Below are 13,333 nucleotides of genomic sequence, written 5' to 3' on the forward strand. Positions count from 1 at the left end.
ACCGACGTGATCGTCGGCTTCCGCTACCCGTACGTCGCCGGCGACGACACCGAGCCGCTCGCGGACAAGATCGCGCATCTGGAGAAGTACGCAGAGAAGGTCATCGCCAAGGTGTGACCGGCGGCGCGAGCGGTCGATCGGTTCAGCCGCGCTTGGCGAAGCCGAGATCGATCACCGCCTCGCGCTCGGCCGCGAGTTCGGCGACGCTGAGATCGATACGCGCACGCGAGAATTCGCCGATCTCCAGATCCGGCACGATCGAGTATTCACCACCGGCACAGGTCACCGGGAACGAACTGATGAGCCCTTCCGGAACCCCGTAGGACCCATCGGAGGGCACAGCCATCGACACCCAGTCACCGGCCGCGGTGCCCAGCACCCAATCGTGGACGTGGTCGATGGCCGCACTCGCCGCACTGGCCGCCGAGGACGCCCCGCGTGCGGCGATGATCGCGGTACCACGCTGCTGGACGGTGGGGATGAAGGTCTCGCGCACCCAGGCCGGATCGTCGATCACGCGATCGGCCGGTTGACCGCCGATCAGCGTGTGGCTGATATCCGGATACTGCGTCGCGGAGTGGTTGCCCCACACCGTCATTCGAGTGATCGAAGAGCCCGGGGCACCACTGCGCGCGGCGAGCTGGGCGATGGCCCGGTTGTGGTCGAGGCGGGTCAGCGCGGTGAAGCGCGCCGCCGGCACGTCGGGCGCGTTGCTCATCGCGATGAAGGCGTTGGTATTGGCCGGATTTCCGACCACCAGCACCTTCACATCGTCGGCCGCACTGGCGTTGATGGCCGCCCCCTGATCGGTGAAGATCGGCCCGTTGGCCGCCAGCAGATCCGAACGCTCCATCCCGGCGGTACGCGGCCGGGCGCCGACCAGCACGGCGATCGAGGCGCCGTCGAATCCCGCCCACGGATCGTCGCTGATGTCGATCGATTCGAGCAGCGGGAAAGCGCCGTCCTCGAGCTCCATCGCCACCCCTTCGACGGCGCCGACGGCCGCAGGGATCTCCAGCAACCGCAGCCGCACGGGCGTCTGTGGCCCGAGCATGGCGCCGGAGGCGATGCGGAACAGCAACCCGTAGGCGATCTGACCGGCGGCTCCGGTGACGGTGACGGTCACGGGCGTGCGGGCGGCATTGCTCACGACAACTCCTTGTTCACGAGAACTCGACGGTCGGCTTCGATCTTCACCCTAACGATCCTCACCGGCCGAAACCCGGCACCGTGAGCAACCAGACAGCGCGAGCGGATCCGCACCGTCCCGCAACCGTTTTCGACGATCGGTCCACCGGCTCGCCCGCACACACGGAAGGGGTGCCACCCCTCCGGCGGCACCCCTTCTCGCGACAGCTCAGATGCACCAGACGACACTGCCCAAGGGGAAGCAGATCGCGACGGAACCGTCGATGTCGCTCGCCGTCGGCGACGCGCCCGATGGGGTCGAGGCAGACGCGGCGGGGGCTACGACAGCACCGAGGGCCACTGCGATGGCGGCAACCGCGGCTGCTTTGCGGAATTTGATGGCATGCATGGCGAACCCTTCGTTTTCGAACTATTTCGATCCTGAAAAATCTTGCGACTCTCAGTGTTCGCTGTGCGCCTCCGCATTTCCAGACATGAAAGCGTCAAACCAGGGGTTACCGAATACCGGTGTGGTCACAGACCTGGCCAGGTGCCCAGATTCACAACCGGCGAAGTAAGCCGAAAGGTTGCCCACCGGGGCGGATGCCGAAACGTAGTCCCACACACCATTCGCAACTCTGTTACGAAACCGTGACCACACATTATGTCCGATTCGTCCCGAACGGCGATCAGGAGGCGATGTCGCGGCTCAGCGTGGCGATATCGCTGTCGCTCAGCCGCACGGGCTGCACGATGTCGCGGGCCCGCACCAGCTGCACCGCCCGATACAGCGGCCGCTCCGCCAGCCCGGCGTCACGAGCCTCGGCTCGCAACTGCCCGACCAGCAATCCGGACAATGCCAGGGCGGCGGCCAGCTCCGCGGACGAGAGCGCGTCGGCGAGCGTACGCAACCCCAGGATGTGCAGTTCACGTCCGCTACCGGCATCGGTGTACATCGCCAGCGGCACGGTCTGGGTCCGGCCACCGGCGGTGATGCGCAGCGCGATCCGGCTCAGCCTCCCCGGGTACACGAGCACCTCGACACCCGTCGCCGCGGCGACGTCGAGCCGTCGCCGGCCCACCAGCGTCCGAGCCTCGATCACCGTGCCCGACAACCACATTCGCCGCCGCCGGACCGCCAGCGCGTAGATCGCCGTCGGCGCGCCGAGCACCGCGCCGACCACGACACCGGCCGGCCAGCTCACGACCAGCCCCACCACCACGCCGACGACGACACCCGCGCCGATCGCACCCAGCGCCAGCCGCCGCAGCATCGGCGCGTACAGCTCCGGTGCGATGAGGTCGAGGCCGACCGGTTGCGGCGCCGCGGAATTCACGCGCCGGACCGGACGGGCCGCTGACCGGAAACCGATGCGCGCCACGGAATTCGAGACATGCTCGGACCGTACTACCGCTGCCCGGCCAGCGCCGCCGACACCTGCGCCACGACCTCGGCGAGCGGGATCTGACGCTGGTCGCCCGAGCCGAGATCCTTCAAGCCCACCTGTTCGTCGGCCAGATCACGGTCGCCGAGGACCAGGGCGAACGCCGCACCGGACCGATCGGCCGCCTTCATCGCGCCCTTCACGCCGCGTCCACCGTAGGCCAGATCGACCCGGATCCCGGCCGCGCGCAGTTCGGCCGCGAGGACGACCAGCCGGGCCATCGCGGCCTCCCCCAGCGGCACGCCGAACACGTCGACCCGCGCCGGTTCGCCCGCGGCCTTACCCTCGGCCTGCAACGCCAGCATGGTGCGATCGACGCCGAGCCCGAACCCGATCCCGGACAGCGGCTGGCCGCCCAGTTCCGCCATCAGCCCGTCGTAGCGGCCACCGCCGCCGATACCCGATTGCGCGCCCAGGCCGTCGTGGACGAATTCGAAGGTGGTCTTGGTGTAGTAGTCCAGACCACGCACCATGCGCGGATTGATCACATACGGCACGCCCAGCGCGTCCAGGTGGCCCAGCACCTGCTCGAAGTGGGCCTTCGCGGAGTCGGAGAGGTGGTCGAGCATCAGCGGCGCGCCGGCGGTCAGGGCGCGGACCTCCTTGCGCTTGTCGTCGAGTACCCGCAGCGGGTTGATCTCGGCGCGCCGGCGGGTGTCCTCGTCCAGCGGCAGCGCGAACAGGAATTCCTGCAGAAGTTCCCGATACTGCGGCCGGCAGGTCTCGTCGCCGAGCGAGGTGATCTCGAGCCGGAAGCCCTCGAGTCCCAGCGACCGGAACCCCGCGTCGGCGACGGCGATCACCTCGGCGTCCAGTGCCGGATCGTCGACGCCGATCGCCTCCACGCCCACCTGCTGCAACTGCCGGTAGCGACCGGCCTGCGGCCGCTCGTAGCGGAAGAACGGGCCGGAATAGCACAGTTTGACCGGCAGCTGGCCGCGGTCGAGGCCGTGTTCGATCACCGCCCGCATGACGCCCGCGGTGCCTTCCGGCCGCAGGGTCACACTGCGTTCGCCCCGGTCGGCGAAGGTGTACATCTCCTTGGTGACCACATCGGTCGATTCGCCCACCCCGCGCGCGAACAGCGCGGTGTCCTCGAAGACCGGCAACTCCACATGCCCGTATCCGGCCAGTCGCGCGGCGCGCACGAGTCCGTCCCGTACGGCGACGAACTCCGCCGAGGCGGGCGGCACATAATCCGGAATCCCTTTCGGGGCGGTGAAGCTGCTGGTCTTGGTCACAATGGACCAGTTTCCCCCACCCGGACGCGGCAAGTCCAACCGGTTCGCCCTCCACCGAGCCGAGCTGGGCAATTGTACGGAACGATCGGGGGAAGTTAGGGGTCGTCTCAGGAAGTGATGGCACACTCTTATGCCGATACGCAACCGACACGGGAGGACCGGGTAGTGCCGACCAACGAACAGCGACGAGCGGCGGCCAAGCGCAAGCTGGAACGCCGACTGGAGCGACAGGCGCAGCGTGCGCGCAAGCGTAAGCAGCTGGCGATCGCCGGATCGGCGCTCGGTGTGGTCGTGGTCGTCGCGGCCGGCGTCGGGATCTACTACCTGACCCGCGGCGACGACACCCCCAACGCCGCGGCCAAGACCCCCGACGCGTCGCTGTCGTCCACTCCGCAGGCCGCCGCGCCACCGGAGGCCAAGCCGAAGACCGCGACGGTGAGCTGCGCCTACACCGACGGGGGCCAGGCCGCGAAGGCGGTACACAAGCCTGAGCAGACCGAGGTCTCGACCACGGGCTCACCGAAGGTCGCCATCGACACCAACCGCGGGCCGATCGGCATTTCGCTCAACGCGGGTGAATCCCCCTGCACGGTCAACAGTTTCGTGAGCCTGGTGCAGCAGAAGTTCTACGACGGCACCCCCTGCCACCGCCTGACCACCGGCGAGGGGCTCAAGGTGCTGCAGTGCGGCGATCCCAGCGGTCAGGGCAACGGCGGGCCGGGGTACGCCTTCCCCAACGAATACCCGACCGACCAATTCGCCCCCGGCGACCCCAACGCGCAGCGCGTTCCGGTGCAGTACAAGCGCGGCGTGGTGGCGATGGCCAACAGCGGACCGGACACCAACGGCAGCCAGTTCTTCCTGGTCTACGGCGATTCCCAGCTGCCGCCGCAGTACACCATCTTCGGCACCGTCGACGAGGCCGGACTGAAGACGCTCGACGCCATCGCCAAGGACGGCGTCGAGGATCCCTCGACCGGCGACGGCGCGCCGAAGCAGCCGGTCACCGTCAAGACGATGCAACTGAGCTGAGCCCCCGGCGCTGCCCCGGATCCCCCTGCGATGGACCGGATCCGGGGTTAGGCTGCCCTGCTCCGCGCTGGTAATCTCGTAGAACGGGACTGCGCTGAAGGTGGGGCGCCGCCACGGCGAATCGACCGTTCGTGTGGCGGAGTCCGATACGAAGCATCAGAATCGTCCACAGAGACAACTGCAGCATCGGGGAGCAGGCAATGGCCGAGGAACTCGACGACATCGGCCGCGAGACAGCGGCTTTGATGAGGCAAATGTTGCAGCTTGCGACACTGGTCGCACTGCGCACCCGCGAACGCGGTCAGCGAGAAGCCGAAGCGCGCGTGAAGGTCACCCAGGAGCGGGTCAAGGAGACCCGCGAGCGGTTGCTGCGCGAGGCCCGTGAGGCCAAGGCGAAGGATCCGCGCAACCTGGAATTGGCCCGGATGCTCGAGCGCCCCGCTCTGGAACGGGGTATCTCGCTGGAGAAGGGCCTGGAACACTCCCGGGTGGCGCGCGGCGCCCGCGCCGCCGCCGACCGGCAGAAGGCACGTGAACGCGAACTGACCCGGTACGACTCTCCCGAGCGGCGGCAGGCCTTGGCCGCCCATCTGTCCCGCGTCGGCGTGGCGCCGGAATTGGCGGCCGTGCGCATGCTCATGGATGTCAGTCAGGCACAGCCGCCGCAGGCCGCGGTCCGCACCCGGCCGGAGGAACCGCCGCGGGTCACCCGGGCGCGCGAACACGACGAGCGGATGCGCGAGCGCGAACGCAACCGCGAACGCAACCGCTGACCACCCCGCTCACGACTGTGCCGCCGACCCCGAACGGGCGGCGGCACAGTCGTTTTCGCGGCAAACAGGCAGATCGGTCCTGGTCGGCGGATCAGCCCTTGTTCGGATCGGCATTGCTCGGTTCGCCGAACATGCCCTGCTGAGGCGGAGTGAGCGGGAGCGGACTGAGCATGTCCTTGTGGCCGTTGCGCACACTGCAGTATTTGAACGGTCCGCGCGGATCGAACAGCTTGTTCATATGGGGGTCGGCGTGGTCCAGAAACCACACGCTCATGCCCGTCTGCGGGTCCTGGCGCAGGTATTCCCATGCGCGCCACAGGGCTTCGAGTCGCATCGCCGCCTCGGCGTGCTTCCACCATTCGGGGCACCACACCGTATCGGTGAGGTCGGTGACCTGACGCCGATAGATGAGGCTGAGGTAGTTCTCCACGAACTCGACCACGTTCGAGTAGATCATGTCCTGGGGCTGGTCGTTCACAGCGGGCGAACCTCCTCGGGCTGTCCGTAGGTCGCGGGCGGCTCACCGGGCATCGACCCGCCGTCGAGGACCGTCCGCTCGCCCACGAGATCACTCATTGTGGTGCGGCGCTGCGGATCATGCTGTTCGATCGACTTGCGCACCTCGGCAGCGTACTCCCCTTCCCACCACGGCACGGTGCGCACGAGCACCGCCGGCGCACCCGAGGAGAACACCACGGCCCGCCCGCGCGGCAGGGTGGCCAGTGCGTTCGGGTTGAGGGTCCGCGACGACCCCAGCGAACGCGAATAACTCTTGCCGCCTTTGGATTCCGAGACCGACGACGAGATGGAGTCGTAGTCGCCGATCGCCTCCGAGCGGGCGGCCAGGAAGGTCATGTCGTCGATTCCGGGGCCGAGGACCTTGATATTGGCCGCCGCCCACAGCGCCTCCATCCCGGCCTGCCCCCAGCACCGCACGCCCTGCGCCCAGGACTGCAGCACGGTCATGACGACGATGCCGCGAGATCCGAAGTGGCTGTACTGCTTCGGCAGATCCTTCCAGCGCACGATATTGGCCGCCTCGTCCAGCACCGCGAGCAGCGGAATGGACAGCCGGCCCAGGTGTTCATGGGTCGCCTTGCGCATCGCGACGTCGACGACGGCTTCGGTGAGGGCGCTGACCAGCGGGCCCGCCGAACCGCGTCCCTCCAGCGACAGGCAGTACAGCGTCGAATTCCGGTCCAGGAAATCCCATTCGTCGAACTGGTAGCGGTCACCGCCGGGTGTGACCCACTGGTGCACATTCGACAGTTTCAGGCAGCGCACCATCTTCTTCGCGGTGCCGAAGATGCTGTCGCGGACCCGTTCGGCGGTGTTGTACTGCTGCGCCAGGCCGGAGGCGACCAGGTGGTGGCTCGCGGCGCGCAACAACTGCACCGATTCGGTATTGCTCGGGTCGGTCACCCACTCCCACACCTGGGTGATCGGCCGGTTCGCCACGGCCGCGGCAAGGAATAGACCGGCGAGCAGATCTTCGGCCTCCGGGTCGAAGTAGCTGTCGGGAGTGCCGTCGCTGTCCTCGGCATCGGCGAAGTGGCCGGCCAGCCGGGCCGCGCGCATCTCGCAGCCCTCGTGCCGGGCGTCGACCCAGCCCAGCGGATCCCAGTACCAGGTGGCGTGCGTCTCCCCCGCGACACCCTGCGGGTCGAAGACGAAGGCACGAGATCCCTTGCCCTCGCGCACATCTCGGGTCGCGTCGACCACATCGCGCTTGTTGGAGGTCACCAGCACCGGGCCGATCGCCGACAGGATCGCCGGAATCACGCGGGAGGTCGTCTTACCCTGGCGCGGACCCCAGATGTCGAGATGCAGATCTTCGTAGGAGCCGAACAGCATCACACCGTCGACCACCCCGACACCGATCGGCACGCCCGGCGAATCGTCGTAGCCGAGCCGCACACCCAGTTGTTGAGCCTTGTCCCGGACCCCGGCCTCGGTGAGGGCGGCGATCGCCCCGCCGCTGCCCATGTATTGGGCCTTGTCGTCGACGGGCAGCTTCCCCCGGTTGCGGCGCTTCTTCATCTCCCGCCGCACGAACACGATGCCGGCGACGACCAGCACGACGAGCAGCACGATCACCGTCGAGGCGGTCGGCCACTCCAGTTGCCCGCGAGCGATCTTCGCGATGCAGGCGATCGGATTGATCGGCACATCCTGGGGCACCGTCGACAGCTTGTTGCCCACATGCAGTGCGACCCAGAGGGTGCCGAGCACTGCGAAACCGATGTAGATCAGATACAGGGCGAGGTCCGGTCCCGGATCGGCCGGGTCCTTCACCTTCTTCGCCATCTCGCCTCCTGAGGTGACCGAGTATGTGGCCGTGGCTCAACGGAATCCGTCGAGCCGCCAGCCGTCGGGGGTGCGGACGACGGTGGCGATCACCGTCGTGGGGGGTAGCGTCTCGCGGGAACCGTCGGAGTGCACGGCGGTCTGCTCGATACCGATCTTGAACTGCTGGTGATCCGAATCGCCATTGCCCGGGGCCTGTTCGCCGGAGGCGAAGGTGAAGGCCTCCACGCGCACGCCCGAACGCCCCCATTCGGCCCAGCGCAATGTCGGTTTCGGCGTCTCCTCGCCCGGCGGCGCGTCGAGTGTGCGAAGCAGGCTGGGGCCCAGCCACTTCCGCGCCCGCGCCAGCGACGCTCCCTGCATCTCGGTGGCCGGATACCAGGTGAAGATCTCGCGCAGCGCGGCCACGGCGACACCGTCGGGAGTGCCGGGATCGGGTGCCGGGGCGGCCTCGAGCTGACGCGGAGTCGACGTGGCCGACGCCGGTGGTTCGGCCCGCTCGGACCCTCCCGCGCAGCCGGACAGCAGTGCGACGCTCACCACCAGCATCACCACCAGGTTCGCGTAGACGGCCCGTGCCGTAGGTCGGCGGCCCGGCGCCCGGAACGCCGGGCGCTGTCTCCAGGTTATCGGTCCCGCACCGCGTCGTGTCGTCACAACACCCTCCGTAACCGCGCGTCACCGGGGACGGGCGCCTCGCTCACACCCGAGGGGTCCCCGGCACGGATCATCCGGCCGTTGCCGGCGTAGATGCCGACCTCGGCCGGGCCGCGCACCCCGAAGCGGGAGAACACCAGATCGCCCGGCTGGGCATCGCGCATCGGCACCTCGGCCCCCGCCTCCCACTGTTGTTCCGCGGTCTGCGGCAACGTCTTCGCGCCCGAGGAGGCCGCGAACACCGCGGCCGAGGTCAGGCCGGGACCGTCCAGTCCACCGCCGGTCGGGCCCTGCGGGCCACCGCCACCCCACACGTACGGGGTGCCCATCCACTGCTGGGCCGCGGCGAGGATGTCGGCGCCCGCCGAACCGTGACCGGGCTGGAATCGGCCCATCGATCCGGGCGCCCGATATTGCGCCTCCATGGCGAGGATATTCGTGACGTAGGGCCGGGTTTCGGAGAAGTGCGCGGCCAGCTGATTCGGCATCCCGCCCGAGGCGAGGACCGCCCCCTCACCGGCGTTGTAGGCGGCCAGCGACAGCGGCACCACATCGCCGTGCACCTTGCCCTCGCCGATCCACCGCTCGACCTGATGGGCGATCGAACACATGTAGCGCCCCTGGGCGATGATCGCGTCGCCGTCGTCCCACAGGCTGGCCTGCCCGTTGCCGTCGGCGTCGAGCAGATAGGGGTGCCCGTCGTCGGGATCGGTGGCCCGGGCCGTGGTGGGCAGGAATTGGGCCAATCCCTCGGCGCCGGCGGGCGAGGTGAGCCCGCGCTGGAATCCGGATTCCTGACGGCCCTGGGCCGCCAGCACCGACGCGGTGATCTCCGGGCACAGCGAACCCGCACGGCGATACCAGATTTCGAGCTCCGGCGGCACCTTGCCGTCGGCGAGCGCACCGCCGGCGCTGCCGAATCCCCGGCTGCACAGCGGGTTCACCGAATACGGGAAGGCGCCACCGCCACTGGGCGTCAACGCGCCGTCGAGCCACGGCAGCGGATCGATCTGGTGCCCGCCCGTCAGGCGCCCGCCGGGCACGATCTCGAAATGCAGGTGCGGACCGGAGGATTCGCCCGCCGATCCGACCGCGCCGATCTCCTGACCGGCCCGCACCCGCTGCCCGACCCGGACCTTCACCCCGCTCGCCCACTCGTGGCCGTAGACGGCGGAGAAGGGGCGGCCGTTGACGTCGACGGAGTCGATCACGATCCAGTTGCCGAAACCCGAGGCCGGACCGGCGGCGACGACGACACCGTCCGCCACCGCGAACTCCGGGGTGCCGTCCGGTGCGGCCAGATCCACGCCGAGATGGGTGCCGCCGCGGGCGCCGAACGTGTCCGACACCGTGAACGATCCGCCCGGCAGCGGCCAGGTGCGCCGGATCGGCGCGATCCCCGCCGCCAGCGACGGCGCGCCCGTTACACCCGGATTCGCCTGTGCGGCAGGGATATCGGCCGCACCGGGAGTAGCCGTGGTCGAACCGTGCGGGTCCGTCGTGGTCGGCGTGGTGGAACCCGACTCCGTCGCCCGCGCCGCCCACGGCGCACCGGAGGTGTCCGGCAGCCCCGAACCGGGTGCGGTCGGCTGATCGGCGCACGGATCCTCCGAGGAGGGCAGCACGATCACCACCACGAGGGTGATCAGCGAGACGACACCGCCGAGCACGAGGGCGGTGAGGGTTTTCGCGTTCACCGCGCACCCGTCATGTCGCGCGGCGGGTTTCGTTCAAAGTTTCCACCAGGGTGCGATTCATTTCCGCCGCGGCCGCCAACTGCTGTTGCAGCAGCGCCACTTTGCGGCGCAGGGCCACGGCGTCCATCCGTTCCAGGCTGGGCCCCTCCGCGGCACGCACCCAGTTGCGCACCGAATTGGTGTGCACGCCGATCTGTTCGGCGACGACCCGGCAGGCCTCCGACTCGCTGCGCAGTTTGTCGGTGAGCGCGACGACCTGTTCCACCGCCGCCTTCCGCACCTGCGGCGACACTCTCCGGTATGACCTGTGCGGCATCACGCGGCACTCCCCTCGTCGCCCCGCCGGGCCGTGGATTCGGTGAATTCGCTGAAACGCTGGTTGGTCTCGTGGATTCCGCTCTCTTTTTCCGACACGGTGAACTCCATGTGGAACGGGATGCCGGGGCGGCGATCCTCACCGATCTTGAGCAAGAACTTTCCCGTGCCGGGCGCGGGCGGGCGGGCCTGCCCCGGTTTGAGCGCCTCGCCGGTCAGCGCCTGCGGGGCCGACCAGCTGGTGACCATCTCCTCCTCGGCGGAGGTGAACGGGATCGTCGAGTCCAGGCGGCTGATCTCCTCGGGCGGTAGCGCACCGAAGATCTTGGCGCGCGCGCGTTCCAGGAAGCCCAGCGCCTTGGCGATCGCGGCCTCGGATCCGAGCGATTGCAGGTCCTTGATGGTGTGACTGATCATTATCAGCGAGGTCGCCATGCCGCGCTGCAGTCGGGTCAGCTCGTCGACGCGGTCGACCATGAAGTCACCGAGTCCCAGCACCTGCCACAGCTCGTCCATGACCACCTGGAAGTACCGCTGCGGCCCCAGTTTGCCGTCGGCGAGGACGTGTGCGGCCTCCACCGAGGCGAATCCGTCGGCCCAGCAGGCCAGCATCACACCGGCTTTGAGCTTTTTGTCCCCGGTCGGGATATGCGAGACGTCGATGCAGACCGCCACCGAGGAGGTGTCGATCGGTGTGGTGGTCTGACCGTTGAAGACCGCACCGAACGGTCCCTGGGTCAGCGCCCGCAGCGACCGCCGCAATCCCTTGGTGGCCTCGTGGTATTCCTCGGTGGTGTCGGCGCCGGCGTCGAGCATCAGTTCCTGGCCGCCGCCGACCACCACCTCGAGCAGATCCTCCATGATGGGTGGTGATTCCGGCGCGAAGCCGCTGCCCTCGCGGTACAGGATGCGCAGCGCCGTGGAGATCAGGGTCTCCTCGTAGTCGCGCACGCGGGCGCCACGCACGAGTTCGACCAGACCGGCGATCAAGGTGACCTGGCGGGCCCGCAGTTCCTGGGTCACCTGCAACTGCAGCTCGGGGAGGTCGGCCAGCAACGGGACGATCGAGCCGAGCACACCACCCGCGAGCGGATTCAGTTTGCCGTGTCCGTAGCCGAGGTCGATGACCTGTCCGCCGACCATCTCCACCAGCTTGCGGTAGTCCGGTTTCACATCGGCCAGGATCAGCGGCGTGATCCCCTGCGCGACACCGCCGAGCACGATGCGGCGCACCAGCGAGGATTTACCGAAACCGTTGAGCCCCAGCACGAACAGGCTCGGCGCGGTGATGAAGCTGCCGCGCATGAACCAGTTCATGGGGTCGAAGCACACCGGAGCGCCGGTGTGCAGATGCGAGCCGAGCGGGGTGCCGATCAGCGGTGCGCCGGCGCCGACCGACCACGGCCACAGGCCGGCGACCTGCGCTGTCGTGGCGCGGTATTCGACCGGGCGGCCCACCACGTTCATCCGGCCGCCGCCCGCTCCGACATAGCCGCGATCGGTCAATTGCGCCGTGCCACGGTCGAATCCGTCCTCGACGACCGATTCGATGCGGGCCGCGGCGTTGACGCGGCGCAGGTCGTCGGTGCGGATCCGGAACGCCGCCCAGGCGGCGCGCAATCCGGCGCCCTCGCGGGCCACCGCCTCCAGCCGCGCCCGGGCCGCATCGTCGAGCAGCGGCGGGCCCTGATTCTTCTTCTTGGCCGGTTTGTTGCGCCGATCCCGCCGGTTGCCCGCCTCGCCGTCCGCTCGCGACGCTCGCGACAGCTGTTCGTAGGAGGCCATTTTCGAGCCGTTGCGATCACGCAGTGTGCGCTGCCCCCGGCCCGTGCGCCGGGCGGGCGGTGTCTCCGTGCGCCGGCGCGCCGTTCCTGCGCCGTATTCGGTGCGCGTACTCCGCCGCGGCGCCGGCTCGTAGTCGCCGGTCATGTAGCGCCCTCCGCGCGTCTCGGGCGATACCTGGTCGAATCCGGCCGGCAGCTCGGCCGATTGCGGGGTGCCATGCGCATAGGACATCTCTCGATCGTCGGACCGGTCCTCCGGCCCGCCCACCCGGCGCCGGGTACGTGCCCCGGCCGAATTGTCGTGTGCCGCATCGTCGTCGGCGCCGCGTGACGTGGCGGTCGGTTCACCGCCGGAGCGGGCCGCGATCCCGTCGTCGGCGCAGACACCGCCGGCCGCATCGGCTGGACCGCTCGCACGGGAACGCACGGATTCGGGGCTGCCCGCGAAGTCGGCAGCGGGCGAGTCGCCCCGCTCGGCCTCCTCGGCCGGCGCGGCGCGGTCGCCGTCCACGAGATCCGCGCCGTGGTCCGGCGAATCGTGGTGGGTCGGCACCGGACGCCTCGCGGTCGGCGAGTTCGCGTCGCCCGGCGAGGGCCGGGTCCCACCGGCCACCTGCCGTCGCGTGCCGCTCGTTGTCGGCGGGGTGACCGTATCGTGTTCGGCCCCACGGCTTTCGCGATCTGCGCTGTCCTCCGCGTCCGCGATCCGGCTGCTGGTTCGCAGCCCCGTCGCACCGGTCGTCGCGACGTCGTTGCCCGTCTCGGTGTTCTCCGCCAACGCCCTTCGCGGCGCTGAACTGCCGTCCGATCCGGCAGCGCGGCGCGGGCGCGTGCTCGGCCGTTCGGCTTCCCGGCCGTCGGCCGACCGGTCGCGTGCCGACTGCGACGTCGTCCGGCCGCCCCGGTTCCGCTCGGACTCGATCGCGTCCCCGCCCGCACGGCCGCGGGCGCCGC

General features: G+C 69.3%; 11 protein-coding genes and 1 pseudogene. 3 read left to right on the forward strand and 9 right to left on the reverse strand.

Going from position 1 to position 13,333, the window contains the following annotated elements; genetic code table 11:
- Positions 1 to 117 (forward strand): annotated as a pseudogene (locus ON23_RS39270) (LLM class F420-dependent oxidoreductase); the annotation flags it as partial.
- Between the two features lie 25 nt (positions 118 to 142).
- Here ON23_RS39270 and ON23_RS16525 read toward each other — a convergent pair.
- The 3 genes from ON23_RS16525 to hisS form a co-directional block, all read right to left on the reverse strand.
- Positions 143 to 1,150 carry a malate dehydrogenase gene (locus ON23_RS16525; protein WP_039779249.1) on the reverse strand — a complete coding sequence of 336 codons (1,008 nt, stop codon included), beginning with the start codon at positions 1,148 to 1,150 and terminating at the stop codon, positions 143 to 145.
- Positions 1,151 to 1,817: 667 nt separating this feature from the next.
- The gene (locus tag ON23_RS16535; protein WP_039779258.1) at positions 1,818 to 2,465 is read right to left on the reverse strand and encodes a hypothetical protein; all 648 of its coding nucleotides are present in this window, start codon (positions 2,463 to 2,465) and stop codon (positions 1,818 to 1,820) included.
- A 71-nt stretch (positions 2,466 to 2,536) separates the two neighbouring features.
- Positions 2,537 to 3,814 carry a histidine--tRNA ligase gene (hisS, locus tag ON23_RS16540; protein ID WP_039779251.1) on the reverse strand — a complete coding sequence of 426 codons (1,278 nt, stop codon included), beginning with the start codon at positions 3,812 to 3,814 and terminating at the stop codon, positions 2,537 to 2,539.
- Between the two features lie 165 nt (positions 3,815 to 3,979).
- Here hisS and ON23_RS16545 point away from each other — a divergent pair, with 165 nt between their 5' ends.
- Together ON23_RS16545 and ON23_RS16550 are read left to right on the forward strand one after the other, a co-directional pair.
- Positions 3,980 to 4,846, forward strand: a complete 867-nt coding sequence (locus ON23_RS16545) for a peptidylprolyl isomerase (RefSeq protein WP_039779253.1) — start codon at positions 3,980 to 3,982, stop codon at positions 4,844 to 4,846.
- Between the two features lie 200 nt (positions 4,847 to 5,046).
- Entirely contained in the window at positions 5,047 to 5,619 is a 573-nt protein-coding gene (locus ON23_RS16550; RefSeq protein WP_036502798.1) for a hypothetical protein, read from the forward strand.
- A 91-nt stretch (positions 5,620 to 5,710) separates the two neighbouring features.
- Here ON23_RS16550 and ON23_RS16555 read toward each other — a convergent pair whose 3' ends face one another.
- Genes ON23_RS16555 through ON23_RS16580 form a run of 6 tightly spaced genes read right to left on the reverse strand, consistent with a single transcriptional unit; the run spans position 5,711 to position 12,524 of the window.
- The gene (locus tag ON23_RS16555) at positions 5,711 to 6,097 is read right to left on the reverse strand and encodes a DUF4913 domain-containing protein (RefSeq protein WP_223273577.1); all 387 of its coding nucleotides are present in this window, start codon (positions 6,095 to 6,097) and stop codon (positions 5,711 to 5,713) included.
- The gene (locus ON23_RS16560) at positions 6,094 to 7,926 is read right to left on the reverse strand and encodes a type IV secretory system conjugative DNA transfer family protein (protein WP_039779255.1); all 1,833 of its coding nucleotides are present in this window, start codon (positions 7,924 to 7,926) and stop codon (positions 6,094 to 6,096) included. Before ON23_RS16560 ends, ON23_RS16555 begins: the two co-directional genes overlap by 4 nt.
- Positions 7,927 to 7,962: 36 nt before the next feature.
- Complete coding sequence (locus tag ON23_RS16565; RefSeq protein ID WP_245555968.1) at positions 7,963 to 8,583, reverse strand: hypothetical protein; 621 nt, start codon at positions 8,581 to 8,583, stop codon at positions 7,963 to 7,965.
- The gene (locus ON23_RS16570) at positions 8,580 to 10,280 is read right to left on the reverse strand and encodes a peptidoglycan DD-metalloendopeptidase family protein (RefSeq protein WP_039779257.1); all 1,701 of its coding nucleotides are present in this window, start codon (positions 10,278 to 10,280) and stop codon (positions 8,580 to 8,582) included. Before ON23_RS16570 ends, ON23_RS16565 begins: the two co-directional genes overlap by 4 nt.
- Before the next feature lie 10 nt (positions 10,281 to 10,290).
- Positions 10,291 to 10,560 (reverse strand): transposase, encoded by a 270-nt coding sequence (locus ON23_RS16575; protein WP_227463133.1) that lies wholly within the window; start codon positions 10,558 to 10,560, stop codon positions 10,291 to 10,293.
- A gap of 35 nt (positions 10,561 to 10,595) precedes the next feature.
- The gene (locus ON23_RS16580; protein WP_245555970.1) at positions 10,596 to 12,524 is read right to left on the reverse strand and encodes a putative type IV secretion/conjugal transfer ATPase; all 1,929 of its coding nucleotides are present in this window, start codon (positions 12,522 to 12,524) and stop codon (positions 10,596 to 10,598) included.
- Positions 12,525 to 13,333 lie beyond the last annotated feature (809 nt).

Source organism: Nocardia cerradoensis NBRC 101014, assembly GCF_000308535.1.
Lineage (GTDB): Bacteria > Actinomycetota > Actinomycetes > Mycobacteriales > Mycobacteriaceae > Nocardia > Nocardia cerradoensis.